20 protein-coding genes are annotated in these 24,379 nt (G+C 71.2%); 11 read left to right on the forward strand and 9 right to left on the reverse strand.

Going from position 1 to position 24,379, the window contains the following annotated elements; translation table 11 throughout:
* The first annotated feature begins 345 nt into the window (after positions 1 to 345).
* Together ABD817_RS29605 and ABD817_RS29610 are read left to right on the forward strand one after the other, a co-directional pair.
* Complete coding sequence (locus tag ABD817_RS29605; protein ID WP_344921502.1) at positions 346 to 3,345, forward strand: AfsR/SARP family transcriptional regulator; 3,000 nt, start codon at positions 346 to 348, stop codon at positions 3,343 to 3,345.
* 94 nt (positions 3,346 to 3,439) lie between these two features.
* Entirely contained in the window at positions 3,440 to 4,099 is a 660-nt protein-coding gene (locus tag ABD817_RS29610) for a M15 family metallopeptidase (RefSeq protein ID WP_344921503.1), read from the forward strand.
* 113 nt (positions 4,100 to 4,212) lie between these two features.
* On the opposite strand, the gene ABD817_RS29615 is transcribed toward ABD817_RS29610, so the two are convergent.
* Positions 4,213 to 4,983 carry a DUF899 family protein gene (locus ABD817_RS29615; RefSeq protein ID WP_344921504.1) on the reverse strand — a complete coding sequence of 257 codons (771 nt, stop codon included), beginning with the start codon at positions 4,981 to 4,983 and terminating at the stop codon, positions 4,213 to 4,215.
* A 400-nt stretch (positions 4,984 to 5,383) separates the two neighbouring features.
* On the opposite strand from ABD817_RS29615, the gene ABD817_RS29620 reads away from it, so the two are divergent.
* Genes ABD817_RS29620 through ABD817_RS29635 form a run of 4 tightly spaced genes read left to right on the forward strand, consistent with a single transcriptional unit; the run spans position 5,384 to position 9,346 of the window.
* Positions 5,384 to 6,433: an iron-siderophore ABC transporter substrate-binding protein gene (locus ABD817_RS29620; RefSeq protein ID WP_344921505.1), complete on the forward strand. Its 1,050-nt coding sequence runs from the start codon at positions 5,384 to 5,386 to the stop codon at positions 6,431 to 6,433.
* 11 nt (positions 6,434 to 6,444) lie between these two features.
* Positions 6,445 to 7,467: a FecCD family ABC transporter permease gene (locus tag ABD817_RS29625; protein WP_344921507.1), complete on the forward strand. Its 1,023-nt coding sequence runs from the start codon at positions 6,445 to 6,447 to the stop codon at positions 7,465 to 7,467.
* Positions 7,464 to 8,516, forward strand: coding sequence for a FecCD family ABC transporter permease (locus tag ABD817_RS29630; RefSeq protein ID WP_344921508.1), 1,053 nt, complete (start codon positions 7,464 to 7,466; stop codon positions 8,514 to 8,516). The genes ABD817_RS29625 and ABD817_RS29630 overlap by 4 nt, the downstream gene beginning before the upstream one ends.
* A complete protein-coding gene (locus ABD817_RS29635) occupies positions 8,495 to 9,346 on the forward strand; it encodes an ABC transporter ATP-binding protein (protein ID WP_344921509.1) in 852 nt (283 codons plus the stop codon). Before ABD817_RS29630 ends, ABD817_RS29635 begins: the two co-directional genes overlap by 22 nt.
* A gap of 208 nt (positions 9,347 to 9,554) precedes the next feature.
* On the opposite strand, the gene ABD817_RS29640 is transcribed toward ABD817_RS29635, so the two are convergent.
* Both ABD817_RS29640 and ABD817_RS29645 read right to left on the reverse strand, forming a co-directional pair.
* Positions 9,555 to 10,754, reverse strand: a complete 1,200-nt coding sequence (locus tag ABD817_RS29640; protein ID WP_344921510.1) for a TolB family protein — start codon at positions 10,752 to 10,754, stop codon at positions 9,555 to 9,557.
* Positions 10,751 to 11,266, reverse strand: a complete 516-nt coding sequence (locus ABD817_RS29645) for a SigE family RNA polymerase sigma factor (RefSeq protein ID WP_344921511.1) — start codon at positions 11,264 to 11,266, stop codon at positions 10,751 to 10,753. The genes ABD817_RS29640 and ABD817_RS29645 overlap by 4 nt, the downstream gene beginning before the upstream one ends.
* Before the next feature lie 183 nt (positions 11,267 to 11,449).
* On the opposite strand from ABD817_RS29645, the gene ABD817_RS29650 reads away from it, so the two are divergent.
* Both ABD817_RS29650 and ABD817_RS29655 read left to right on the forward strand, forming a co-directional pair.
* Complete coding sequence (locus ABD817_RS29650; RefSeq protein ID WP_344921513.1) at positions 11,450 to 11,935, forward strand: hypothetical protein; 486 nt, start codon at positions 11,450 to 11,452, stop codon at positions 11,933 to 11,935.
* Entirely contained in the window at positions 11,932 to 12,240 is a 309-nt protein-coding gene (locus ABD817_RS29655) for a transcriptional regulator (protein ID WP_344921514.1), read from the forward strand. Before ABD817_RS29650 ends, ABD817_RS29655 begins: the two co-directional genes overlap by 4 nt.
* Positions 12,241 to 12,285: 45 nt before the next feature.
* Here ABD817_RS29655 and ABD817_RS29660 read toward each other — a convergent pair whose 3' ends face one another.
* The 4 genes from ABD817_RS29660 to ABD817_RS29675 form a co-directional block, all read right to left on the reverse strand.
* Positions 12,286 to 13,116, reverse strand: coding sequence for an alpha/beta fold hydrolase (locus ABD817_RS29660; RefSeq protein ID WP_344921515.1), 831 nt, complete (start codon positions 13,114 to 13,116; stop codon positions 12,286 to 12,288).
* The gene (locus ABD817_RS29665; RefSeq protein WP_344921828.1) at positions 13,113 to 14,030 is read right to left on the reverse strand and encodes a carbohydrate ABC transporter permease; all 918 of its coding nucleotides are present in this window, start codon (positions 14,028 to 14,030) and stop codon (positions 13,113 to 13,115) included. The genes ABD817_RS29660 and ABD817_RS29665 overlap by 4 nt, the downstream gene beginning before the upstream one ends.
* Before the next feature lie 5 nt (positions 14,031 to 14,035).
* The gene (locus ABD817_RS29670) at positions 14,036 to 15,001 is read right to left on the reverse strand and encodes a carbohydrate ABC transporter permease (protein WP_344921516.1); all 966 of its coding nucleotides are present in this window, start codon (positions 14,999 to 15,001) and stop codon (positions 14,036 to 14,038) included.
* Between the two features lie 237 nt (positions 15,002 to 15,238).
* Positions 15,239 to 16,549: an ABC transporter substrate-binding protein gene (locus ABD817_RS29675; protein ID WP_344921518.1), complete on the reverse strand. Its 1,311-nt coding sequence runs from the start codon at positions 16,547 to 16,549 to the stop codon at positions 15,239 to 15,241.
* A gap of 366 nt (positions 16,550 to 16,915) precedes the next feature.
* Between ABD817_RS29675 and ABD817_RS29680 the strand changes: the two genes are divergently transcribed.
* The 3 genes from ABD817_RS29680 to ABD817_RS29690 all read left to right on the forward strand — a co-directional run bounded on the left by ABD817_RS29680 (position 16,916) and on the right by ABD817_RS29690 (position 22,563).
* On the forward strand, positions 16,916 to 17,944 hold the full coding sequence (locus tag ABD817_RS29680; RefSeq protein WP_344921520.1) for a LacI family DNA-binding transcriptional regulator: 1,029 nt from the start codon (positions 16,916 to 16,918) through the stop codon (positions 17,942 to 17,944).
* A gap of 463 nt (positions 17,945 to 18,407) precedes the next feature.
* Positions 18,408 to 20,939, forward strand: a complete 2,532-nt coding sequence (locus tag ABD817_RS29685) for a glycoside hydrolase family 2 protein (protein ID WP_344921521.1) — start codon at positions 18,408 to 18,410, stop codon at positions 20,937 to 20,939.
* A gap of 154 nt (positions 20,940 to 21,093) precedes the next feature.
* A complete protein-coding gene (locus ABD817_RS29690; protein ID WP_344921522.1) occupies positions 21,094 to 22,563 on the forward strand; it encodes a glycosyl hydrolase in 1,470 nt (489 codons plus the stop codon).
* 251 nt (positions 22,564 to 22,814) lie between these two features.
* Here ABD817_RS29690 and ABD817_RS29695 read toward each other — a convergent pair whose 3' ends face one another.
* Together ABD817_RS29695 and ABD817_RS29700 are read right to left on the reverse strand one after the other, a co-directional pair.
* Positions 22,815 to 23,840, reverse strand: coding sequence for a class I SAM-dependent methyltransferase (locus tag ABD817_RS29695; RefSeq protein ID WP_344921523.1), 1,026 nt, complete (start codon positions 23,838 to 23,840; stop codon positions 22,815 to 22,817).
* Positions 23,837 to 24,247 (reverse strand): VOC family protein, encoded by a 411-nt coding sequence (locus tag ABD817_RS29700; RefSeq protein WP_344921524.1) that lies wholly within the window; start codon positions 24,245 to 24,247, stop codon positions 23,837 to 23,839. Before ABD817_RS29700 ends, ABD817_RS29695 begins: the two co-directional genes overlap by 4 nt.
* Positions 24,248 to 24,379: the final 132 nt, after the last annotated feature.

Genomic DNA, 24,379 nt, shown 5'->3' on the forward strand with positions numbered 1-24,379 from the left:
CCTCTACCGCTACCGCGACCTCAACCCCCACGACGGCAACGGCGACGACATCACCGGCCACGGCACCGTCGACACCAACGGCTGGTCCCAAACCCTCCTGTCCGCCCAGCCCAACACCGTCAGCTAACCCCACCGAGACGAACGCGGCGGCATATGCCCGTCAAGGACCCGGGACGCCCCCGGGTCCTTCGGCATGTCCACCGGAGGAATCGGCGCGGCGGCCGTTCCCGCTGACGCCGAATGACATTTACCGACAACCAGGCCAACAAGCACGCGAGACACTTCCGCAACAGGCGACGTACCATACGTTTCAGGGGGTCGGCAGAGCCATTTCGAGGAGGGCCAATGGACTTCCGGCTCCTTGGTCCGGTCGAGGTGTGGAGCGACGGGCGGCAGATCCCCCTCGGGGGCGCCAAGCCGCGGACCCTGCTCGCCGCCCTGCTGCTGGAGGCGGGCCGGGTGGTCACCGTCGACCGGCTGATAGAGGCCATCTGGCAGGACGACCCGCCGCCGACCGCCCGAGGGGTGCTGCAGACCTACGTCGCCACGCTGCGCCGCGCGTTCGTGGGGGCGGGCCTGCCGCAGGTCATCGTGTCGCGCCGGATGGGTTACACCGCCGAGATTCCCCCCGACGTCCTCGACAGGGACGTCTTCGAGCGGCTCGTCGACCGAGGGCGGCGCGAGGCGCGCGACGGCGACCACCGGGCGGCGGCCGATGCCCTCCGGACGGCCCTGGCGCTGTGGCGGGGCCCGGCCCTGGGTGACATCGGCGACAGCTACCTGCGCGCGGAGGCGGCCAGGCTGGAGGAGCTGCGGCTCACGGTGACGGAGGAACGGATCGCCGCCGACCTGGCGGCGGGCCGGGAAGAGGGCCTGATCGACGAGCTGACCGAACTGGTCGCCGTCCATCCGGTACGCGAACGGCTGCGCCGTGCCCTCATGGTGGCGCTCTACCGCGCCGGCCGGCAGGTGGACGCGCTCACGGTCTACCAGCAGGCGAGGGAGGTGCTGATCGAGGAACTCGGCATCGAACCGGGGCCGGAGCTGCGGGAGGCGCACGAATCGATCCTGCGGTGCGACGCCACACTGCTGGGCCCGGCGAAGGTTCCCGTGCCCCGGCAGTTACCCTCCCCGCCGCCCGACTTCACCGCGCGCGAGGAGGAGATCGCGACGCTGCGCGACCACCTCACCAGGCCGGACGCCATGCCGGTCTGTGTCATCTTCGGGTCGGGCGGGATGGGCAAGTCGGCCCTCGCGCTGCGGGCCGCGCACGAGCTCGCCCCCTTCTATCCCGACGGCCAGCTTCACGTCGAGTTGCGCGGCACCACGGAGTCGCCCGCCACCGCGCAGGAGGTCCTCGGCCGGTTGCTGCGCGACCTGGCGCCCGGTGTCCCGCCGCCCGGCACGCTGGAGGAGTGCGCCGCCCGCTACCGGTCGTTGCTGGCCGACCGCCGCAAACTCGTCGTACTGGAGGACGCCGCCACCGAGCGGCAGGTGCGGCCGCTGCTGCCGGGCGCGCCGGGCTGCGGGGTGATCGTCACCTCGCGTAACCGGCTGGCCGGCCTCGCCGGAGCCACGGTGCTCGACCTGGGCCTGTTACCCGAACCGGCCGCCCTGCGGCTCTTCGACCAGGTCGCCGGTCCGGAGCGGATCGCCGCCGATCCGGAGGCGGCGCTGCGGATCGTCCGCCAGTGCGGCGGCCTGCCGCTCGCGCTGCGCGTCGCCGGGGCGCGGCTCGCCTCGCGGCGCCAGTGGTCGGTGGCCCGGCTTGCCGATCGGCTGGCCGACGAGCAGCGCAGGCTGGACGAGCTGGCCGTCGGCGACCAGGAGGTGCGGGCCAGTATCGCGCTCAGCTACGACCTGCTCCCTCCCGAGGCCAGGACCGCGCTGCGCCGCCTCGGCCTGCTCGGCCTGCCGTACTTCCCGGTGTGGGTGGTGGGGGCGGCCCTGGAGACCGGCCTCGACGAGGCCGAGCAGGTGCTCGACCATCTGGTGGACACCTCACTGATCGGGGTGGTGGACACGGACGCGGGCGACCTTCCGCGTTACCGGCTCCATGACCTGATCCGGTTGTTCGCCCGCGAGCGCGCGCACACGGAGGAGACCGAGGGGGAGCGCACGGCGGCCGTGCGCAGGGTGCTCGGCGGATGGTTATGGCTGGTCGAGCGGCTTGACGAGGTCGTGCCCACCGGGGGGATCCCGATGCGCGCGACCTTCGACCTGGTGCGGCCGGTGGAGCCGGAGGTGGCGCGTACGGCGCTGGCCGATCCGCACGGCTGGTTCCGCGTCGAGGAGGAGCCGCTGATCGTCGCGGTCGAGCTGGCCGCGGCGATGGATCTCGACGACATCGCCGTGGCCCTGGCGTCCGCGCTGTCCTCGGTGGCCTTCGAGGGCAGCCAGTACGTCTTCGACAACCCCTTCGCGGCCTGGCATCGTACGCACGAGGCGGCCCTGGCGGTGGCGCGGCGGATGGACAACGCCCTGGGCGAGGCGACGCTGCTGGCGGGTCTCGGCCACCTGTACTACGAGCGCGACCACTACGCGGAGTCCCGCGAGTACCTCAGCCAGGCGCTGTCGCTGTTTCGTTCCGCGCGGGACGCCCGGGGCGAGGCCGCCACGCTCGCCGCCCTCGGCGCCGCCTGCCGCGAGCAGGGGTACCTGCCCGAGGCGCTGCACTTCCTGGACCGGGCGAGCCGAGGGTGGAGTGACCTCGCCGACCAGGCGGCCCTCGCGCACGTCAGACGCCTGGCGGGCAGCGTGCACCTGGAGCGCGGGGACTATCCGGCGGCCTTGGGCGCCCTGACCACCGCGCTGTCCCTGTACCAGGAGGCGGGCAGCCGCCGCGGCGAGGGGCTGACCCTGCGCACCATGTCCCTCTACCACCGGGCTCTGGGCGAGCTGCGGCCGGCGGAGGAGCTGTGCGAGCGCGCCCTGGCGATCTTCCGTGAGCTGGGCGACCGGCTGATGGAGGCGTACTGCGTGCGTACCCTCGCCAAGATCGGAATACGGCTGGGCCGGTTCGACGCGGCACGCCGCGCCCTGGACGGGGCGCTCGCGGTGACCCGGACCCTCAGCGACCGCTGGGGCGAGGCGTGCACCCTGCGCACGATCGGCGAGCTGGATCTGGCCGAGGGACGGCTCTACCAGGCCAGGAGCCGGTTCACGGAGTCGCTGACGCTCTGGGAGGAGCTGCGCGCCGTCCTGTTCCGCGCGCGTACGCTGCGCGACCTGGCCCAGGTGCACGAGGCACTCGGCGACGACGTCGCCGCCAAGGCGGCCATGACCGAGGCGCTTGAGCTTTTCCGGGCGCACGAGGCACGGGAGTACCGCGAAGCCGGCGGCTGATCCAACGACGGTTACAGCGTTCTTGAAGCGTCCGGCTGAATCATGGCTTCGGCGTCTCAGATCGAGCGTTCCCGCAACATCACGGAGGTCTCCGATGCGAGAGATCGTGCTCCTGTCGGACCTGCGGATCGCCGAGGTGCCGGTGAAGGAGTGCGACGAGCCCCTGGTGGATCTGCGCACCGTGGAGGCCTTCCGGGTCGACCAGCGCCTCGCCGACCCGGAAGGCGCGTTCGCACATGTACGGCTGAGCGTGGCCGACCGCTTGATCACCGCGCAGACCATGCTCCCCCGCAGCCTGCGCCTGCTCGTCGTGGAGGGATTCCGCCCGGCGGCCCTGCAGCACCGGTACTTCACCGAATCCGTGGCCGCGCACCTGGCGGCCCACCCCGGCTGGGACGATCGGCGGGCGTACGTGGAGGCCAGCAGGTACGTCTCCCCGCCGGAGGTGGCCCCGCACGTCACCGGAGGCGCGGTGGACCTGACCCTGTGTACCGTCTCCGGCGTCGAACTCCCGATGGGTACGCAGGTCAACGCCACGCCGCCGGAAAGCGACGAGGCGTGCTACACCGCCTTCCCCGAGATCTCCCCGGAGGCCCGGCGCAACCGCGACATCCTGGGCACCGCCCTGAGATCCGGCGGCTTCGTCAACTACCCCACCGAGTGGTGGCACTGGTCCTACGGCGACCGCTACTGGGCCTTCGCGACAGGCGCCCGCTTCGCCCGCTACGGCATACGCGAAACGCTCGCCCCATGACGGTTGGACTCGGCCGCTCCTTCGCGCCGTCGGGGGTTTGCTTCCCGCCGATCCACCGCACGCCGTACCTCATCGCCGTTGACCACGCGCCCGCCGGGTTCCTGGACGCTCGTTCAGTGGCAGTGCGGTCGAGGACGGTCGTCGGACGAGGTGCCGAGGTCGTCGTCGCGTCCGGCCCTGATCCGTGACCACTGCGCGGTTGGGCGGCCGTCCGTCCGGAACTGGCCGCCCCTGGAGTCCCAGTGCCGTGGCCAGCCCTCCGGCGAGTCCTCCCAGAACTCCTGCCGGCCGTAGACGGTCAGGTCCAGCAGTCCGTACGACGGCGCCATCGGTTCGTTGCCTCGGCCGGTGGTCCAGTAGGTCTCGTAGACCTTGTCGTCGTCCCGGAGATAGGTGACCAGGATGCCGAAGTGCCGGTCCGCGACAAGCCGGTCCACGGAGTCCCTCGGCACCGAGTACCAGGGAATCGTCCAGCCCATGAAGTCGCGGTAGCGCGAGCTCTCCTCGTACGGTCCCTGACAGAGGGTCGCGTAGCCGACGTCCCGCGAGTGCAGGTAGGACAGCTCGTTGATGTGGGCCGTGGAGAAGGTGCAGCCCTCGCACTGCTCCGCCGCGGGCCTGCCGGTGTGCCACATCTGGAAGTAGGCGATCAACTGGGACCGGCCGCCGAAGACGTCGACCAACGGCACCGGGCCGTCGGCTCCGATCAGCGGGGTCCGAGGATCGACCTCGACCATCGGCAACCGCCGACGTTCGGCGGCCAGCGCGTCCCCGGCCCTGGTGTGGGCCTTCTCCCTGACCCGGAGCTCGTCGATCCTCGCCTGCCAGGTCCGCCGATCGGCGACCCGCGGAAGGGGGTGTCCGGCTGCTGATGTCTCTGTCATGCGACCTGTCTAGCCCGTCCGGAGAGTGCGGGACAACATCTTCGGCTGATCACGGTCAGAAAGCGGCTTCCGCGCCGGGGGTGAGGATCCGGCCGGTCGCGGTCATCGCCACGGGAGACTCCTCGTCTCCGGATCTCCGTCATCCGGCTCCCAAGGTGCCCGCACCTCGGGAGAGGGAAGGTCCGGTGGATGGGGGACGTCCAGGTGACATGCTCCCTGGAAGCGCGGGCCGCGACGGGGGGCGGTTGAAAGTTGAGCAATGATTAGCTTAGGCTTCCCTAAGTTACTGTATTTAAGGTTGTGACCTAAGCAGCCTTTCGTTCTGGCTCGATATCGGGTTTCGCCCCTCCCCGTAAGGGCGGGACGCGACCCCGCGGTCCCTGAAACACAAGGAACACCCATGCCGTTCACGCTCACCCACGCGCGCCGCCACGCGCTCACCCTCTCCGCCGCCGCGGTCGTCCTCGCCCTCGGCGCCTGCTCGGCGGCGAAGGAAACGGGGGAGGAGCCCGCCGCCGCACCGGCGAAGAGCGGCACTGGAGTGTTCCCGGTGACGATCGACAGCACGCTCGGCCAGGCGAAGATCACCGAGCAGCCCGAACGCGTCGTCACCCTCGGCCAGGGATCCACCGAGACCGCGATCGCGCTCGGCCACACGCCGGTGGGAATCGAGAGCTACCCGTGGGGCAGCGACAAGACCGGCTACCTTCCCTGGATCCACGAGGCGGTGACCAAGGCGGGCGGCACGCTGCCGAAGCAGTTCACCGGCGCCGACAACCTCGACTTCGACACGATCGTCGAGCTCGACCCGGACGTGATCCTGGCCCCCTGGTCGGGAGTCACGCAGGAGCAGTACGACATCCTCTCCGACATCGCCCCGACCGTGGCCTACCCGGACCTGCCGTGGAGCACGGACTGGGACCAGCAGATCGACATCATCTCCAGGGCGCTGGGCAAGCCCGACGAGGGCAGGAAGCTGATCGAGCAGATCAAGCAGCGGTTCGCCGACGCCGTCGCGAGCCGGCCCCAGTACAAGGACGTCACCTTCTCCTACACCTACACCTCCGGCCCCGGCACCCTCGGCGTGTTCAAGCCCGGCGAGCAGCGGGTCGCGATGGTCTCCTCCCTCGGGCTCACCGTCGACCCGGTGGTGAACACCTTCGAGGAGACCAAGGGCACCGACTCCTCCCTCATCGGCCTGGAGAACGCCCAGAAGCTCGCCGGCAGCGACCTGATCTTCACGTTCTACTCGGACGAGAAGACCCGTAAGGAGATCGAGGCGCAGAAGCTGTACGGGGCGATCCCGGCGATCAAGCGCGGCTCCGTCGTGGCGAGCGACGACACCTCCTTCGTCACCGGGTCCTCGCTCGTCAACCCGCTCACCGTGCCGTGGGTGATCGACCGCTACCTGCCGCTGATCGACAAGGCCGTCGCCGCCCTCGACAAGTAGGTCCGTCCTCGATGACCACCGGTACCCGCGCCCTGCCGGGCACCGCCCGGCGGGCATACCTCCTGGCCGTCCTGATCGCCGCCCTCGCCGTGCTCGCGCTGGCCGTGTTCGCGAGCGTCGCGTTCGGCAGCCACCCCAACTCCCTCGCGGACGTCCTGGACGTCCTGTCCGGCGTCGCCGACCCCAACACCACCGCGGTCGTGGAGAGCCGCTACCCGCGTACCGCCCTCGGCCTGCTCGCCGGGCTCTGCCTCGCCGTCGCGGGCACCCTCCTGCAAGGTGTCACCCGCAACCCCCTCGCCGATCCCGGGCTGTTCGGGATCACCGGCGGGGCCGCCGCCGCCATCGTCACCGCCACGGCCTTCCTGGGGGCGTCCGGCCAGTCGGCCGCCGTGTGGTGGGCGCTGCCCGGGGCGCTCCTGGCCGGGCTCGTCGTCCACGTCCTCGGGTCGGCGGGCTCCGGCGGCGGCCTCGTGCGGCTCGTCCTCGCCGGAGCGGTCGTCTCGGCGGTGCTGATGGCGTACGTCCAGGCGGTGACCCTGAGCATGCCTAAGGTCTTCGACAGCTACCGCTACTGGGTGGTCGGCGCCCTGGGGGGAAGGGACTTCGACGTCCTCGTCTCGGTCCTCCCACCGGCGGTGCTCGGCCTCCTCCTCGCGGCGGCGCTGGGTTCCGGCCTCAACACGCTCGCGCTCGGCGACGAGTCCGCCTCGGCGCTCGGCGCGCACCCCGCCCTGACGCGTTCGGGCGGGCTCCTCGCCGCGACGCTGCTGAGCACCGCGGCGACCGCGGCGGTCGGCCCCATCGCCTTCGTCGGCCTGGCCGTGCCGCACATCGTCAGGGCGCTCGTCGGCGTCGACTTCCGCGCGCAGATCGCCTTCTCGGCCCTGGCCGGTCCCGCCCTGCTGCTCCTGGCGGACGTCGCCGGTCGCCTGGTCCTGCGCCCGCAGGAGCTGATGGTCGGCGTGGTGACCGCGTTCATCGGGGCACCGGCGCTGCTGATCGCCGTACGCATGATGCGGGGTGCCGTATGACACGGGCCCGCGTCGCCGCCCCGCGCGGCTTCGTCACGCTCGGGCCCGCGGTGGCGATCCCGGTCGCTCGCGCCTCCCTCGTCACCGCGGCCGTCACGGTCGCGCTCATCGCCGTGGCCGCCGTCGCCACCCTGTCGCTCGGGCGGCTCGGCATCCCCCTCGCCGACCTCGCGGGCGCGCTCACCGGGGAGGCCGACGGCAGGCAGGAGTTCGTGCTGGAACGCCTGCGCGGGCCCCGCCTGGTCGTGGCCGCCGGTACCGGGGCCGCGCTCGGCCTGTCGGGCGCGCTGTTCCAGACCGTCACCCGCAACCCGCTCGGCAGCCCGGACGTGATCGGGCTCGCCGCCGGTGCCGGTTCGGGCGCCGCGGCCGTCGCGCTGCTCCTGCCCGGGGTACTGCCCGCCCCCGCCGGCGCCCTCGGCGGCGCCGCGCTCGCCATGGCGCTGGTGTACGTCTCGACCGGGACCGGGTTCCGCGACCCGGGACGCCTCATCGTCGCCGGGATCGGCGTCTCCGCGATCGCCACGGCGTTCACCCAGTACGTCGTGTACGCCGTCGAACGGGAGAAGGCCACCGTCCTGACCGCCTACCTCAACGGCAGCCTGGCGGCCCGGTCGTGGGAGCACGCCGCCACCATCTGGGTGGTCCTGCTCGCCGTGGCACCGCTCGTCGCGCTCCTCTCCCGGCGCCTCGTCGTCGCCGAGATGGGAGACGAGATCTCCAGCGGGCTCGGCGCCGCTCCCCGGGGCACGAGGGCCGGTGCCGTGACGCTGTCGATCGTCCTGTCGGCGGGCGCCGTCGCCGTCGCGGGCCCCGTCGCGTTCATCGCCCTGACCGCCCCGCAGATCGCCAGGCGGATCACCGGCGGGCCGGGCCCGCACCTGACCCTGGCCGCGCTGATGGGCACGCTGCTGCTGGTGCTCGCGGACCTCGCCGCGCAGCAGGCGCCGGTGCCCGTCAGCCTGCCCGTCGGCATCTACACCCTGGCCCTCGGCGGCCTCTACCTCGGATATCTGCTGGTCCGCGAATGGAGAAGGGGAAGCCTGTGAGCACCCGGGCGACACCACGTGAGACAGGGCTGGGCGCGCGGGACGTGACGCTCTCCTACGGCGGCGCCCCCGTCGTGCGCGACGTCAGCCTCGACATCCCGCACGGCGGGCTCACCATGATCATCGGGCCGAACGGGTGTGGCAAGTCGACCCTGCTCAAGGCACTGGCCCGGACGCTGAGACCCGACAGCGGGACCGTGACGCTGCACGGGCGCGACCTCCGGTCGTACCGGGGCAGGGAGGCCGCCCGCCACGTGGCCTTCCTGCCGCAGAACCCGATCGCGCCCGAGGGGATCAGCGTGCGGGGTCTCGTACGGCGTGGCCGCTACCCGCACCACACGCTGCTGCGCCAGTGGTCGCCGGAGGACGACGTCGCGATCGGCGACGCCCTGGAGCGCACCGGCCTGCACGACCTCGCCGAGGCGCGGGTGAGCGAGCTGTCCGGCGGCCAGCGGCAGCGGGCGTGGATCGCCATGGTGCTCGCCCAGCGGACGGGCACGCTGCTGCTCGACGAGCCGACCACCTTCCTCGACATCGCCCACCAGTACGAGCTGCTGGAACTCTGCCACGAGCTGCACCGGGACGGCCGGACCGTCGTCGCCGTGCTCCACGACCTGAACCAGGCCGCCCGCTTCGCCACCCACCTGGTCGTGATGAAGGACGGGCGGGTGGTCGCGCAGGGCCCGCCACCGGAGGTCCTGACCTCGCGGCTCGTCGAGGACGTGTTCGGGCTCGCCTGCGACGTCGTGCCCGACCCTCGGACCCGCACCCCGATGGTGGTGCCGCACGCCCGTTTCCCCACCGACCGCCCCGAGCCCGAGCACGCCTGAGAACGTCCCCGGGCCACGCCCGGTGCCCCCCGGGGACGTCACCCCGGGGATGTCATCCCACGGAACGACCCGGCGCGGACGCGGGGAACGGCGCGACCCGGCGTATGTCCGGCGCGACCCCGAGGCGCGACCCGGCGTATGTCCGGCGTGCCAGGCGGGCGCGCCGGGAACCGCGCCCGCCCGCGTGAGCCCCCGTGTCCGGCCACGGTCAGGGAATCCTGGACAGGTCGATCACGTACCTGCCGCTCTTGGTCAGGTACGTCATCATCCGCCCGGCCCGGTCGGCGACCGGGACCTCGCCCTGCGTGGCCTCCTCCCGGATGCCCAGGTCCACCAGTGTGCCGGTCTTCAGGTCGTAGAGCCCGAGACCCGGGGCGTCGCTCTGGAGGGTGCGCACGTAGAAGCGGCTCTGGCCGGGCGGCTCCGGGATCTGGAAGCCGGTCGGCACCTCCCGCTGTTCCGAGCCGTCACGCGGCCGGGTGAACGCTCTGACGCCGCCGGACGTCGTCTCCAGGCAGGACTGGACACCGCAGGCGAGCAGTTGCGTGCCCTGGGAGGCCGGGGCCGCGTCGCTGGTCTGCCCGGTCTCCAGGTTGACCAGGTGCGTGAACGGCGCCCCGCTCTGGGGGCTCCACGTGCCCGGCGAGCCCGCCCACGGCCAGGACAACAGGTTCAGGCCGGTCCCGCGCTCGACCGGCGTCACCTCGCCCCCGTTCACCGGAACGCTGAACACCCCGCCCTCCAGCACGGAGAACACGATCGCGCCCTTCGCCACGGCGAGGCTGTCGATCGTGTCGCCTCCGGTCTCGTGCTCGGCCACCTGCCTGGCCTCGCCGCCGGTCAGCGGCGCGGTCCAGAGGTGTGCGGAGGTCTTCGTCGACGTCCGCCACGCCACCACGCCCTCACCCACGCTGAAGTTCCCGGCACCCCCCAGGGCCTTTCTCGGCCGACGCACGTCCGTGATCTTCCGCAGGTTTCCTCCGGTCAGGTCGTAGAGGTAGAGAACCTCGGGCTGTGCGAACTCGCGCCACGCCTGGACCAGCAACGTCCCGTCGTCGGTCAGCGCGACCGGGTGCAGTTCCCTGCCCTCGGAGTCCTTGACGGGTATCTTCCACACGGCCTGCGGCCACACCTGCTCGACGGGTCGCGCGGTGGCGCTGATCGCCGCGGACGGCACTTTCGCCGGGCCGGCCGCGGGCAGCGCCCGCCCGTCGCCGGCCCCCCGCAGGCCCACGGCCATCCCGCCGGCGACCACCGTCACGGCCGCCGCCGCGAGCAGCGTCTGGGACCTGTGCCTGCGCCGCCGGTAGCCGGTCTCCAGCCGTTCCGCCGCCGAGGCGGTCAGCCGCGGCGCTCGTTCGGCCGCCTGCGCGAAGGCCCTGCTCACCCGCTCCTCGATACCGGTCATCGCCGCTCCCTGTGATCCGACATGACGCCTTCCTCGATGTACTCGCCCACCACGGAACGGAGCTTGCCGAGCGCCCGCGACGCCTGGCTCCGCACGGTTCCACGAGAGATCTTCAGAACTGTCGCGATCTCCTCGTCGCTCAGCCCCTCGTAGTAGCGCAACACCAGCACCACCCGCTGCCTGCGGGGCAACCCGGCCAGCGCCTCCCCCATCGCCCGCTCCTCCTCGCCGGGCAGCGTGTCGTGGTATCCGTGCTCCGGTGGGTCCCAGGAGAGTAGTTCGCGCCGCCGTAACCGCCAGGTCGCCGTGTGCAGCCTGGCCATGGTGGTACGCACATAACTTTCCGGGTTGTCCTTGGCGCGCAGTCTCGGCCAGGAGGCGCGGAGTTTCAGCAGTGCCTCCTGTACCAGGTCGGCCGCGTCGTGCGGGTTCCCAGCCAGGACGTAGCCGTAGCGCAACAGCGCGTCGCCGCGTTCGGCGACGAACCCGGCGAACCGGGGATCTGCTTCCAACTGCCCTCGCCTTTCGTCGTCCCTGTCACCTCCCAGATGGAGTTGCCCGGCGAACTGTTGCACCGTCCCGGAAACGCGATCGGGTGGGGGAGGGGCGACCCGTTCTGATCGGCCTTGGAAAGTACTTGACGGTATGGAAAGAAGAAAGTACTTTCCAAACAGGAAAGAGTAGAGGAGTGGACCATGGACATCACCCCCGAAGAGGCCGCGCGGACGCTGGACCAGGTCCGCGAGACGCGGCGCAGGGTCCTGCGCGCCGCGCCGCCGACGTTCCCCGCCTGGTATCCGGTGGTAGTCTGGGGCTTCGTCACCGGGATGCAGTTCGTCACCGAGGTCCCGTCCTTCCGATGGCTCTGGGTCGCCGTGGTGGCCCTGTGGGCCGGTCTCGCCGTCGCCGTTTTCACGTTCGTGAGAGAGGTCAGGAACGCGAGCCTGCGCCCGCACTCCTCCGTGATGGACCCGTGGGCGTGGGTCGGCTTCACCGGCTGGCTGGTCGCCACCTGTCTCGGGTCCGTCGTACTGGCGTTGTGGTTCAAGGACCTGGACCTCGCCTACCCGCGTACCCTCATGGGTGTGACCATGACGGTGATCGTGGCGATCACCTCGCCGCCGCTGGCCCGGTGGATGTCCCGGCGGACCGCTCGCCGGGCGGAGACGGCGAAGCGATGACGCCGCGACTCGACCCGGCGATCCACGCGCCGACGCGGCTGCAGATCGTCTCGCTGCTGGCCGCCGCCGACGAGGCCGAGTTCGCCTTCGTCCGCGACAACCTGGGCATCAGCGACTCGGTGCTGTCCAAACACGCGAGCGCCCTGGAGGCGGCCGGCTACGTGCGGATCCGCAAGGGGCACGTCGGCAAGCGCCCGAGGACGTGGTTCGGCCTCACCCGCGAGGGGCGCGCGGCCTACACCGGCCACGTCGCCGCGCTCCAGGCCATCGTCGCCCAGTCCGGCCTCTCGATCCTTCCCACCTGAGACGGAACCCCCGCCGACCGGCTCCGGGGCCGGTGAGCGTCCCGCTCACCTCGGTCGCCGCGAGCGTACGGCGTCCAGGAAGGCGCGTACCTCGCGCAGGTACGCGTCGGCGGTGTCGCGGCGGACGTTGTGCCCGGCGCCGGGCACGCGGACCGTCGTCACGGTGCCGCCCGCCGCCTCCCGGAACGCGTCCGCGTCGGCGTCGGTGACCATCCCGCCGCGGTCGGCGTCGCCGTACAGGAGCAGTGTGTCGCAGCGCACGTCCGGTGCCAGGTCGTGGAGGGGGTCGAGGAGGGGGACGTCCCGTTCGCAGTAGCGCGGGTCGATCCGCTCCTTGCTCAGGGCCCACGGCGGCAGCTCCGCCTCGCTCCAGGCGGGGTCGTGCTCGCGGGCGTACGCGACGCGCCCGGCGAGATCCAGGGCACGCAACTCGGTGAGCCAGGCCGGGACACCACGCGGCCTGCCACCCATCCCGTGCGGCGGCGGGTCCTCCAGGACCAGCGCGGCCACCAGCTCCGGCCGGGTGGCCGCCAGCGTGACGGCGGTGAGCGCGCCCATGGAGTGCCCGACGACGACGACCGGTTCGGTGACGCCGAGGTCGTCGAGGACGAGCGCCTGGTCGGCGGCGTGTTGCCGTGGCCCGACGGGTCCCTCGGGCAGGCCGGAGCCGCCGTGCCCGCGGGCGTCGGTGGCGACGATGCCGCCGGTGCCGCCGGTGCCGCCGAGGCCCGCCAGCGCGGGGACGACCGGGTCCCAGCAGGTGGCGGAGTCGGTGAACCCGTGCAGGAGCAGCAGCGCGGGAGAGGCGCCGGTGTTGCCGTGGTGGCGCCACGCGATGTGCGCGGTGCGCCGGTCGATCACCGCCGGATGGGTCATTTGGTGGCTCCCGAGACGAGGCCGCTGTAGATGAACCGCTGCAGGGCCAGGAAGACGATCAGGCTCGGCAGGATGACGAGCGCGGCGCCCGCGGAGATGACCTCCCAGTGCGCTCCGTACGGCCCCTTGAACCGGAACAGCGACGTCGAGATCGTACCGAGCCCCTCGGAGGGCATGTACAGGAACGGGATGTAGAAGTCGTTGTAGATCGCGACGCCCTTGACGATGACCACGGTGGCGATCGCCGGGCGCAGCAGCGGCATGATGACGCGCCAGTAGACGGTGAGCGACGTCGCGCCGTCCAGCCTGGCCGCCTCGTCCAGGGACATCGGGATCGACCGGATGAACTGCAGGAAGATGTAGATGGAGACGATGTCGGTTCCCATGTAGAGGAGGATGGGAGCCCAGTGCGTGTCCATCACCCCCAGGTTGTTCACGACCTGGTAGGTGGCGACCTGCGTCGTCACGCTGGGGACGAGGGCGGCGACCAGGAAGAGGGCCATCACGACCCTCTTGAACCGGAACTGGAAACGGTCGATCGCGTAGGCGGTCATCGAGCCGACGAAGACCGTGCCGAGAAGCGAGAAGAACAGGATGAAGGCGGTGTTCCACAGCGCCTGCGGCATCTGACCATCGGTGAAGGCGATGCGGTAGTTGTCCAGGTTGAACCAGTCGCCGGGCATGGCGAGCGGGTTCTCCCCGGCCGCCATCTCCCGGGCGGTCCGCAGCGAGGTGAGGAGGATCGCCGCCAGCGGCACGACCACCACCGCGCAGGCCAGGACCAGTGACAGGTACGTGAGAAGGCGCGCCGCCGCCCCGCGTACGGGAGCGTCGCGGCGGCCACCGCGCGGGGGAGCGCCACGGCGGCCGTCGCGCCCGGCAGCGGCTCCGGTGGCCCCGGTGGGACCGGTCATCGTCCTCACGACTGTTCCACCCTCTCGTCGGGAACCAGCAGACGCTGGAGCCAGGTCACCAGCAGGACGATCGCCAGGAGCACGACCGCGGCCGCCGAGGCGAGGCCGACCTTGTTGAAGTTGAAGGCGAGCTTGATCGTCTGGATGACGAACGTCTCGCTGTTGTTGGAACCCCCGGTCATGATGAAGGGGATCTCGAAGACCGACAGGGCGCCGGAGATCGCCAGGATGGCGCTCAGGCTGATGATGGGCTTGATGCTGGGCGCGATGACGAACCTGAACTGCTGCCATCGGCTCGCGCCGTCGAGTGAGGCCGCCTCGTACAGCTGCGGGGGGATCGACTGGATGGCACCGATGAACAGCACCAGGTTCAGGCCCATGAAGCGCCACACCGAGACGCCGGCCAGCGAGGTGTTGACCAGGTCGGGATCACCGAGCCACAGGCGCGGTTCGACCCCGAAGGCGCCCAGCACGGTGTCCAGGGTGCCGCCGGGCTGGAAGAAGTACAGGAAGACGAAGCCGATGGCCACGCCGTTGACGAGGTAGGGGAAGAAGAGGATCCCCTTGAAGAGGTTCCGCAGCCGTATGTCGAAGCTCAGGATCGTGGCGAAGTACAGCGCCACGACCATCTGGACCGCGGAGCCCGCCAGATAGAACAGGCTCACGGTGAGGACCTGGAAGAACCGGGGCCTGGTGAACAGGTCGACGTAGTTGTCCGCCCCCACGAAGTTCCTGACCGGGCCGAGGCCGTCCCAGTCGGTGAGGCTGTAGACGAACATGTCCACGACGGGGACGTACGTGAACAGCACCAGCAGCGCCAGGGGTGCCAGCAGGTACGGCCAGGGGGTGTACCAGCGTCGCGAACCGGCCGGGCGCGGCCTCCGGGCGGATGGCCCGCGCCGGTGACGAGGGGGCGCGACCTGCGGTTCCTGGTGCGGGACGCCGGGCCCCGCGACACGGAATGCGGACATCTGTTCCTTCTCTCGGAGAGGCTCCGCGTGTCGAGCCGGTGCCGCCTCTCGTCGTTCGGCGGGGCGTGCGCGAGGGGGGCGTGCGCGTGAGGGGGGCGCCGCCTCTCCTCGGGCGGGCACGGGCGGGCACGGGCGGGCACGGGCGGGCGGGGGCGTGCGCGGGGGCTTCCGCCCGGGGGCCGGGCGCGCGGCGTCCGCCCGGGTGACGGCCACCCCGCGCCCGGCGCCCGGCCGGTGTCAGCCGATCGTCGCCTGGGCCTCGGACCACCTCTTGTTGAGGTCCGCGAAGACGCCGCCGAGGTCGCCCTCGGCCGCCCCGCGGGCGACGTCGACGATGCGCTGGCGGTACTCCTGGGCGTTCAGGCCGACCTCCGAGGCCTTGTCGATATCGTTGACCAGGGCGTTCTTCGCGAAGCCCATGTGGACGAATTTCACCTTGGCCTCCTGGAAGGGCTGGAGGCTCACCGGCAGCGGGGTGCCCTTGACCGACGAGATCGACAGCGCCTTCTGGGCGTCCCCGGACGAGTTGACGAACCATTCGATCCAGGCGCGGGCCGCCTCCTTGACCTTGCTGTTGATGTTGACCGCGTACAGGTAGTCGGGCCGGACCACGCTGCAGAAGGTGCCGTCGACCTGGGTGGGGAACGGCATGAAGCCGATGTCGTCGGGATCGCCGCCGGCCTTCCGCGCGGCCTCCTTCATCTGCACCACGGCCCAGGAGCCGAGCCACATCGTCGCCACCTTGCCGGTGCCGATCAGGTTCTTGGAGTTCTCCCAGTTGGTGGTGTTCGGGTCCTCCTCGGAGAGCTTGTTCCTGACGATGTCGTGCAGCAGCGTGTCGACGACGTTCAGGTCCTGGCCGGGCGCCCAGGGCTCCTTGGTCTCGGCGAGCCTGTCGTTGGCGACCGGGTCACAGCTCGGCGAGCCGAGCGCGTTTCCCCAGTTGGTCAGCGGCCACCCGTCGTGGTAGTTGGTGTAGTACGGCGTCGCGTCCGTCTTCTCCTTGATCGCCTTCAACGCGGCGATGAACTCCTGGGGCGTCTTCGGCCAGCCGGTGACGCCGGCCCGCTCCCACACGGCCTTGTTGTAGACGAAGCCGTTGGCGGTGCCGATGTTGGCGATGCCGTAGACCTGGCCGCCGACCGTGGCCCGGTCGGTGAAGTCGTACTTCCCGGACAGTTCCGAGGCCGGGCCGAGGGGGGAGAAGAACGACGGGTACTGGTTGAGCGGCACCGAGTTGGGGATCAGCAGGACGTCCCCGTAGTTCTCGCTGTTCATGCGGATCTTCACGTCGCCCTCGTAGTCGGTGAGCCCCTGGAACTTCACCGTCACGCTGGGATAGACCTTGTTGAACTCCGCGGCGTACTTCTCCATGGTGCCGTCCTGCACCTGGTCGGTACGGTTCGTCAGCACCGTGATCGTGCCGGTCACCTTGGCAGGGTCGCTCGGCACGGCCGCCACGCCCGCCTTCTCGCCGCCTCCTCCGCCGCAGGCGGTGAGACCGATCGCCAGGGCGAACCCGGCCGCTACCACGCGTGTTCCTCGCACGTCGTATCACTTCCTCGTCGTGAGCTGCGGCGCCGCGCTGCGTCGGCGCAGCGACGGGTACCTCGTCGTGGCCTGGCGGCTGATGGCTGCTTAACCTAGACGCAACATTTCACGGTGTCCATAGAACGGTCTAGTGTTACTTTTGCGTGACCAGGCGGGGTATCGGGGTGGCGCTCACTAAAATTTGACTCAACGAGTGGTGGCTGACTCGCCAACAAAAGGCGACATACACCCTGTTTAGTGGATATTTGCTGACAATGCTCCTTGAGTCGGGCGAAGACCGCGACGGCCGGGCCGGACGTGCTCCTCGCGGCTAGGGTCGGGCAGGTGGATCGTTACAGGAGGGGGATGTGCCAGGTGAGGCAGATGGACGCGACAGACAAGGGACGCAAGGCGACGATCAAGGATGTCGCGGCGCGGGCGGGTGTGTCCCCCTCGGCCGTGTCGATCGCGCTGCACGACAAGCCCGGGGTGTCCGCCTCGACCAAGGAGCGCATCCTCCAGGCCGCCAGTGAACTCGGCTGGCGACCGAACCAGGCGGCGGCCTCGCTGTCCGGGCACAACGTGCACACCGTGGGCCTGGTGATCGCCCGTCCGGCCCGGATGCTGGGACTGGAACCGTTCTACATGGAGTTCATCTCCGGCATCGAGAGCGTCCTGGTCCGCCGCTCGTGCTCGCTCCTGCTGCGGCTGATCGAGGCCGACGAGGAGATCCAGGTACACCGGGAGTGGTGGCAGGGCGGACGCGTCAACGGCAGCATCCTGGTCGACCTGCGGGTGGACGACCCGCGCGTCCCGGCCCTGGCCGAGATCGGCCTGCCGGCCGTCGTGGTGGGGCACCCGAGCCTCGCGGGCCCGTTCGCGTCCGTGTGGACCGACGACGCCGCCGCGATCGTGGAGGCGGTGCGCTATCTCGCCGCCCTGGGACACCGCCGCATCGACCGGGTCAGCGGCCCGGCCGAACTCGGGCACAGCGTCATCCGCACCGACGCCTTCACGGCGGTGACGCGGGAGATGGGCCTGGAGGCCCGCACCGCCGTGGCGGACTTCTCCGCCGACCAGGGCAGCCGCGCGTGCCGCAACCTCCTGCTCGCCCCCGACCGGCCCACCGCGATCATCTTCGACAACGACATCATGGCCGTGGCGGCGCTCGGTGTCGCCGCCGAGTTCGGGCTGTCGGTGCCCGAGGACCTCTCCTTGCTGGCCTGGGACGACTCCCAGCTGTGCCAGCTCACCCGGCCGACCCTCTCGGCCATGCAGCACGACGTGTTCTCCTTCGGGGCCGAGGTCACGCACGCCCTCTTCGGCGTCATCAACGGGGAGGAGCACGTCTCCCATCCCGCCCAGTCCCCGAGCCTGGTCCCGAGGGCGTCGACCGCTCCGCCGCGCCGCTGACGGCGGGACCCGAGGTGCCGGCCCGGCGGGGGAGACCCGCCGGGCCGTTTGCCGTGCCCGCGCGGACGCGGATCGGAAATTTCAGCTCACGGAGCTAAACGCACTAGTGAAAAGGGTGAACGCGAGCTTCCACGGAGTGCGCGCCGGGGCGCGACCGTGCCGCCGGGCGTGGAGGGTGGCGGTGACGTGAGCCGGGCGTCGTGACCGTACGCCCCTCTGCGGGGATCGCGATATGCCCGCGGAACAGGCTTTTTGTCGCCTCCTCGATCAGGGGTGCCGTGTCGTTCCGGGGGTGGGCGGTCCCGTGGAGGGGGCCGACGATCCTTACGGCGCGTCCAGACGGACTTACTAAAACGGTCTAGACAGCGATCGAGTGAATGGTTACGTTGATCCGAGAATCATGACGGTTGGCCAAAAGCCAGGTGTCTGTCCTGATTGTCGTTCATCGAGCAAGGAGTACCGGTTGAAGCAGAGCACCCCCCTCACCTCGGGGTGGACCCTCCGGCTGGCCGAGGGGGCGGCTCCCGAAGACCTCGGCCGCCTCCGGCGGGAGGCGGTGCCCGCCGAGGTCCCCGGCTGTGTCCACGTGGACCTGCTCGCCGCGGGGCTGATCGACGATCCGTACCTGGACCGCAACGAGCTCGACGTCGCCTGGGTCGGCCGGGCCGGCTGGCGCTACGAGACCGCGCTGCCCGCCCCGCCCGAGGGTTTCGAGCGCACCGACCTGGTCTTCGAGGGGCTCGACACGGTCGCGACCGTCGCGCTGGACGGTGCCGAGCTGGGCACCACCCGGAACATGCACCGTTCGTACCGGTTCGACGTGACCGGTCGTGGCGACGGCGGGGATCAGGGCGGCCGGGTCCTGTCGGTCCTGTTCACGTCGGCCTACGCCGAGGCGGAGAAGGTGCGCGAGGTCGTGGGCGCCCGGCCCAACGCCTACCCCGAGCCCTTCAACTACATCCGCAAGATGGCGAGCAGCTTCGGCTGGGACTGGGGCCCCACCCTGGTCACCGCCGGGATCTGGCGGCCGGTCCGGCTGGAGAGCTGGAGCACCGCGCGGCTGGCGGGCGTACGGCCGCTGGTGACGGTCACGGACGCGACCGGCAGGGTCGAGGCCCATGTCGACCTGGAACGGACCGTCACCGGCGCGGCCAGGGAACTGGTCGTCACCGTCGAGGTGGCCGGCCGTACGGCGCGGGCGGAGGTCGAGCCCGGCCAGGTCCACGCGGTCGTCGTGCTGGAGGTGCCCGGCCCGGAGCGGTGGTGGCCGCGCGGGTACGGGGACCAGCGGCTGTACGCCTGCCGCGTCACCCTGACCGACGCGGGAACGGGCGCGGAACTCGACCGCTGGGAGCGGCGGATCGGGTTCCGTACGGTCGCCCTCGAATACGCCCCCGACGAGCACGGCACCTCCTTCGCGCTCGTCGTCAACGGCGAGCCGGTGTTCGCCCGGGGCGTCAACTGGATCCCCGACGACGCCCTTCCCGCACGCGTCACCCCCGAGCGGTACCGGCACCGCCTCACCCAGGCCAGGGACGCGGGGGTCAACCTGGTCAGGGTGTGGGGCGGCGGGATCTACGAGGACCACGCCTTCTACGACGCCTGCGACGAGCTGGGCCTGCTGGTCTGGCAGGACTTCCTGTTCGCCTGCGCGGCCTACCCCGAGGAGCGGCCGCTGCGCGGCGAGGTCGAGGCGGAGGCCCGCGAGAATGTCGCCCGCCTGGCCCCGCACCCCAGCCTGGTGCTGTGGAACGGCAACAACGAGAACCTGTGGGGTTTCCGCGACTGGGGGTGGGAGGCGGAGCTGGCCGGTGACAGCTGGGGCGAGGGCTACTACCTCGGCCTGCTGCCCCGGGTGGTCGCCGAGCTCGACCCCACCCGTCCCTACAGCGCGGGCAGCCCGTGGTCGGGATCGTGGGACCACCACCCCAACGACCCGGCGCACGGGCCGTCCCACTTCTGGGAGGTGTGGAACCGCCGCGACTACACCGACTACCTGAACGACGTCCCCCGCTTCGCCGCCGAGTTCGGCTGGCAGGCGCCACCGGCGTACACCACCCTGCGCGACGCCATCACCGACGAGCCGCTCGGCCCGCGCTCACCCGGAATGCTCCACCACCAGAAGGCCGAGGACGGCAACGGCAAGCTCGACCGGGGCCTGGCCCGCCACTTCGGCGCTCCGGCGACCTTCGACGACTGGCACTACCTCACCCAGGTGAACCAGGCCCGCGCCATCGCCACCGGGGTCGCCCACTGGCGGTCGCACTGGCCGGTCTGCGCCGGGACGGTCGTGTGGCAGCTCAACGACTGCTGGCCGGTCACCTCGTGGGCCGCGATCGACGGTGCCGGTCGTCCCAAGCCGCTCTACCACGAGCTGCGCCGGCTGTACGCCGACCGGCTGGTGAGCTTCCAGGTCCGGGACGGGGAACGGGTGCTGGTCGTCGACAACCAGTCCGCCGAACAGTGGGACGGGTTCGCGGGCGCGCGAAGGATGTCGGCGGACGGGATCGTCCTGGCGGAGGAGACCCTGCCGTTCACCGTGCCGCCGCGATCGGTGGCGCCGCTGCCGCTCTCGGCCGAGGTGGCCACGTTCGAGGACGGGCACCGGGAGCTGCTCGTCGCCGACGTCGAGGGACTGCGGGACGTCGTCCTGGGGTGCGAGGACCGCGACTTCGCCTACCCGGTGGCCGATCTGGAGATCGACGTCGAGCCGCGCGCCGGGGGATTCGACCTGGTGATCATCGCGCGCACGTTCGTCCGCGACCTGCTCTTCCAGGCCGACCGGGTCGCCCCGGGGGCGAGAGCCGACCGTGGTCTGGTCACCCTGCTCCCGGGGGAGAGGTGCGTCGTCGGTGTGACCGGGGTCGACGCCGCCGAGGTGGACCTCGCGTCGGTACGACCGGCGTTGTTCACGGTCAACGCCGCGCAGGCACCCGCACAGGCACCCACGCAGGCCCCCATGCAGGCACCCGCGCGGGAGGCCGCCCGGCCGTGACGGCACGGCCCCGGCCGGGCGGCCTCCCGCGCGGTCACCGGCCGGTGCGCGAGGCGGGCGCCCCGGAGCCGATGGGCGGCCACCACCCCACGACGGCCCCGGCGGGCCGTCCCTCAGTCCTCGGGGGACACGTCAGACAAGAGGAGAAAAGAACGTGCGTCTCACCTCACCACGGCGTCCCGACGGCCCGTCCGGCCGTCCGCACGCCGCTCACCGCCCCGCGAGCGGGACACGCCGCAGGATCCAGGTGGGCATCGTCGCCTTCCTGGTCACACTGGGCCTGACAGTCGTGGGATCCCCGCAGGCCCAGGCGTTCCCCGCGTCGTCCAGGCAGGCCGTCATCGACTACCTGACCTCCATCACCGGCAGGAACGTCGTCTCCGGGCAGCACAACAAGGAACCGGCCAGCAGTCCCGGTCAGTACACCCAGCAGGTCAGGGACATCACGGGCCAGTACCCGGGCCTGTGGGGCGGGGACCTGATGTTCCGCCCCGAGGACGTCGCCAACCGCCAGCGCGTGATCGACCAGGCCAAGACCGAATGGGCCAACGGCTCCCTCGTGGCCCTCAGCTGGCACGTCTGCACGCCGACCGGTGGCAGCACCTGCCAGTTCGACGGCGGTGTGAAGACGCAGATCTCCGCCGACCAGTTCAACCAGATCGTCACCAACGGCAGCGCGCTGAACAACGCCTGGAAGCGGCGCCTGGACGAGGTCGTGCCCTACCTGCAGCAGCTGAAGGACGCCGGCGTCCCGGCCCTGTTCCGCCCGCTGCACGAGATGAACGAGTCCTGGAACTGGTGGGGCAACCGTCCCGGCCCCAACGGCGGTGCCCGCCTCTACCAGATCACCCGCGACTACCTGGTCGGCAAGGGACTCACCAACCTGGTCTGGGTGTGGAACGTCCAGGACAACCCCGCCGGCAACTGGGCCGCCTACTATCCCGGCTCCCAGTACGTCGACGTCGTCTCCCTGGACGTCTGGTACAAGAACCACCCCAGCCAGGGCGACTACCAGCAGATCCAGAACATCGCCGGCTCCAAGCCGATCGCGCTGGCGGAGATGGGGAAGATGCCCAACGCCGCCCTGCTCGACGGCCAGACGCGCTGGAGCTACTTCATGCTCTGGTCGGAACAGCTGCGCGGCAGCAACAGCAACATCGAGATCCAGAACGCCTACTACCACCCGCGCGTCCTGAACCAGGGCGAGTTCACCGTCTCCGGCGGCGGCGGTACGCCGGCGCGGACGGGTCCGATCAGGGGTGTGGGCGGCAAGTGCGTGGACGCCGCGGCGGCGAGTTCGGCCAACGGCACCGCGGTCCAGCTGTGGGACTGCAACGGCTCCACCGCCCAGAGCTGGACGGCCGGCACCGACGGGACGGTCCGCGTACTGGGCAAGTGCATGGACGCCACCGGCTCCGGCACCGCCAACGGCACGAGGATCCAGCTGTGGGACTGCAACGGCTCCGCCGCCCAGCAGTGGCAGGCCACCTCCGCCTCCCAGCTGCGCAACCCCCTGTCCGGCCGCTGCCTCGACGCGCCCGGCGGTGCCGTCACCAACGGCAACCGGCTGCAGCTCTGGGACTGCAACGCGAACGCCTGGCAGAGGTGGACCCTCCCCGCCTGACGTCGGGTGAGGAGTCCGGGCCCGGGTCCACGGCCGGGTAGGGGTCCGGGCCCGCCCCGGCGGCCCGGCCGGTGCCCTCCCTGAGTCGGCACCGGCCGGGCATCACCGCTCCGAGGGGTCTCGGCACCGTCCGCCTCCGGTACGCCGTCGAGAGGGCGGCGGCCGAGCGGGGCGAAGGGCGAACCGGTGAGCGTGCCCGCGCGGGCGGAGGGCGCCGGAAAAGCGTCAGGCGGTCGGCCGGGCCGCGTCGGTCACCCGCCCCCGCCGGGTTCGGCGAGCCCGTCGGGCGCGGTCGTCCGGTTCCGCAGGAGCACGTTGCCCGAGATCCTGGACTCGCACAGCCTCTCCGCCTCCGGGGCACCGGCCACGATCGTGAAGCCGGTCGGCGCGAGCCGCAGCTCCATCACCGCCGCCCGCTCGGCGACGCCCAGCCCGGCGTAGCGCGCCAGCAACTCCTCGTCGTCGAACAGGTCGGCGTCCGACAGGAACACCGGGGAGGCGGGGTGACGGTGGCCCAGGTCCAGGATCTTGCCGCCGCCGTCCCAGTTGACGCCGTTCAGCGCGACCCAGCCGATCCCGTCGAGGCCCTCGAACAGGCGGGCCGCGTCGCCGAAGCGGTGGGTGCGCATGACCGGGTGCAGGTAGGCGTCGGCGTCCAGCACGTCCTGGTCGCGCGGGTCGGCGCCGGGCGCGGTGCCCGTGCCGTAGCGGCCCGCCGAGCGGCCGAACCCCAGCCGGTGCACCACCGACAGGCCCTCCTCGCCGGTGTCGCCGCCCGACAGCAGCCGCACCAGCTCGCGGTCGATCAGCCGCTGGTGCTCGCCGAAGCTGTGGAACAGCCACAGGTACATCAGCCCGCCGGGCGACAGCCTCTCGGCCAGCCAGGCGAGACCCGCGCGGGGGTCGTCGAGGCAGTGCAGCACCCCGGTCATCACGATCAGGTCGTAGGGCCCCTCGAAGCCGTCCCCGCCGATGGCGCCGCGCACCAGCTCCACGTTGGTCAGCCCGTTGCGCTCGCGCAGCTCCTCGGCCACGTCGAGCGACGACCGCGACAGGTCCATGCCGGTGAAGTGTGCCTTGGGATACTGTGAGGCGAGCCCGAGCAGCTGGTGCCCGGTGCCGCACCCGGCGTCCAGCACCCGCTTGCCCGCCAGGGTCTTGTCCCTGGCGACCATGCCGATGCCGAGCGCCAGGTCCAGGATCAGGTCGTCGCCGACGGTCAGCGACGGGCACGGGTAGCGCTCGTACAGCTCCCTGACCTGCTCGACGGCGCTCATGGGGTGTCGATCTCCTCGTACGGGATCTCCTCGACCCGGCGGGCGAAGACCCAGTGGTGCCCCTCCAGGTCCTCGCTGGTGTAGTTGCGGTCGCCGTAGAAGCGGGTGTCCGGCTTGTCGCGGATCACCGCTCCGGCCGCCTTCGCGCGCTCGTAGTGCTCGTCCACGTCGTCCACGAAGACGTACAGGCTCTGGCGCAGCTCGCCCTCGCCCTGCGGCTCGTGCTTGCGGCCGTCGCCCGTCCCGGCGAGCTGCACGACACCCTCGCCGAACGACAGCTCGGCGTGGACGACGGACCCGTCGTCGTCGTTCAGCACCTTGCGCTTTTCGAATCCGTACGCCTCGATGAGCCATTCGATGGCTTTCTCGACGTCGGAGTAGAAGATGACGGGGGTGATTCTTGGCATTCCGTCCGGTGGGGTGAGCAATTTCTTCATCTCCCTCGATCGGTGACCATGGAAACGTACGGGAACGCTACCCCGCATCCCGCCGGCGAGACGTCCCGGAGGCCACGGGTTCGGTGTTCTGCTCGGACATCC

The organism is Streptosporangium oxazolinicum (genome assembly GCF_039537505.1).
GTDB classification, from domain to species: Bacteria; Actinomycetota; Actinomycetes; order Streptosporangiales; family Streptosporangiaceae; genus Streptosporangium; species Streptosporangium oxazolinicum.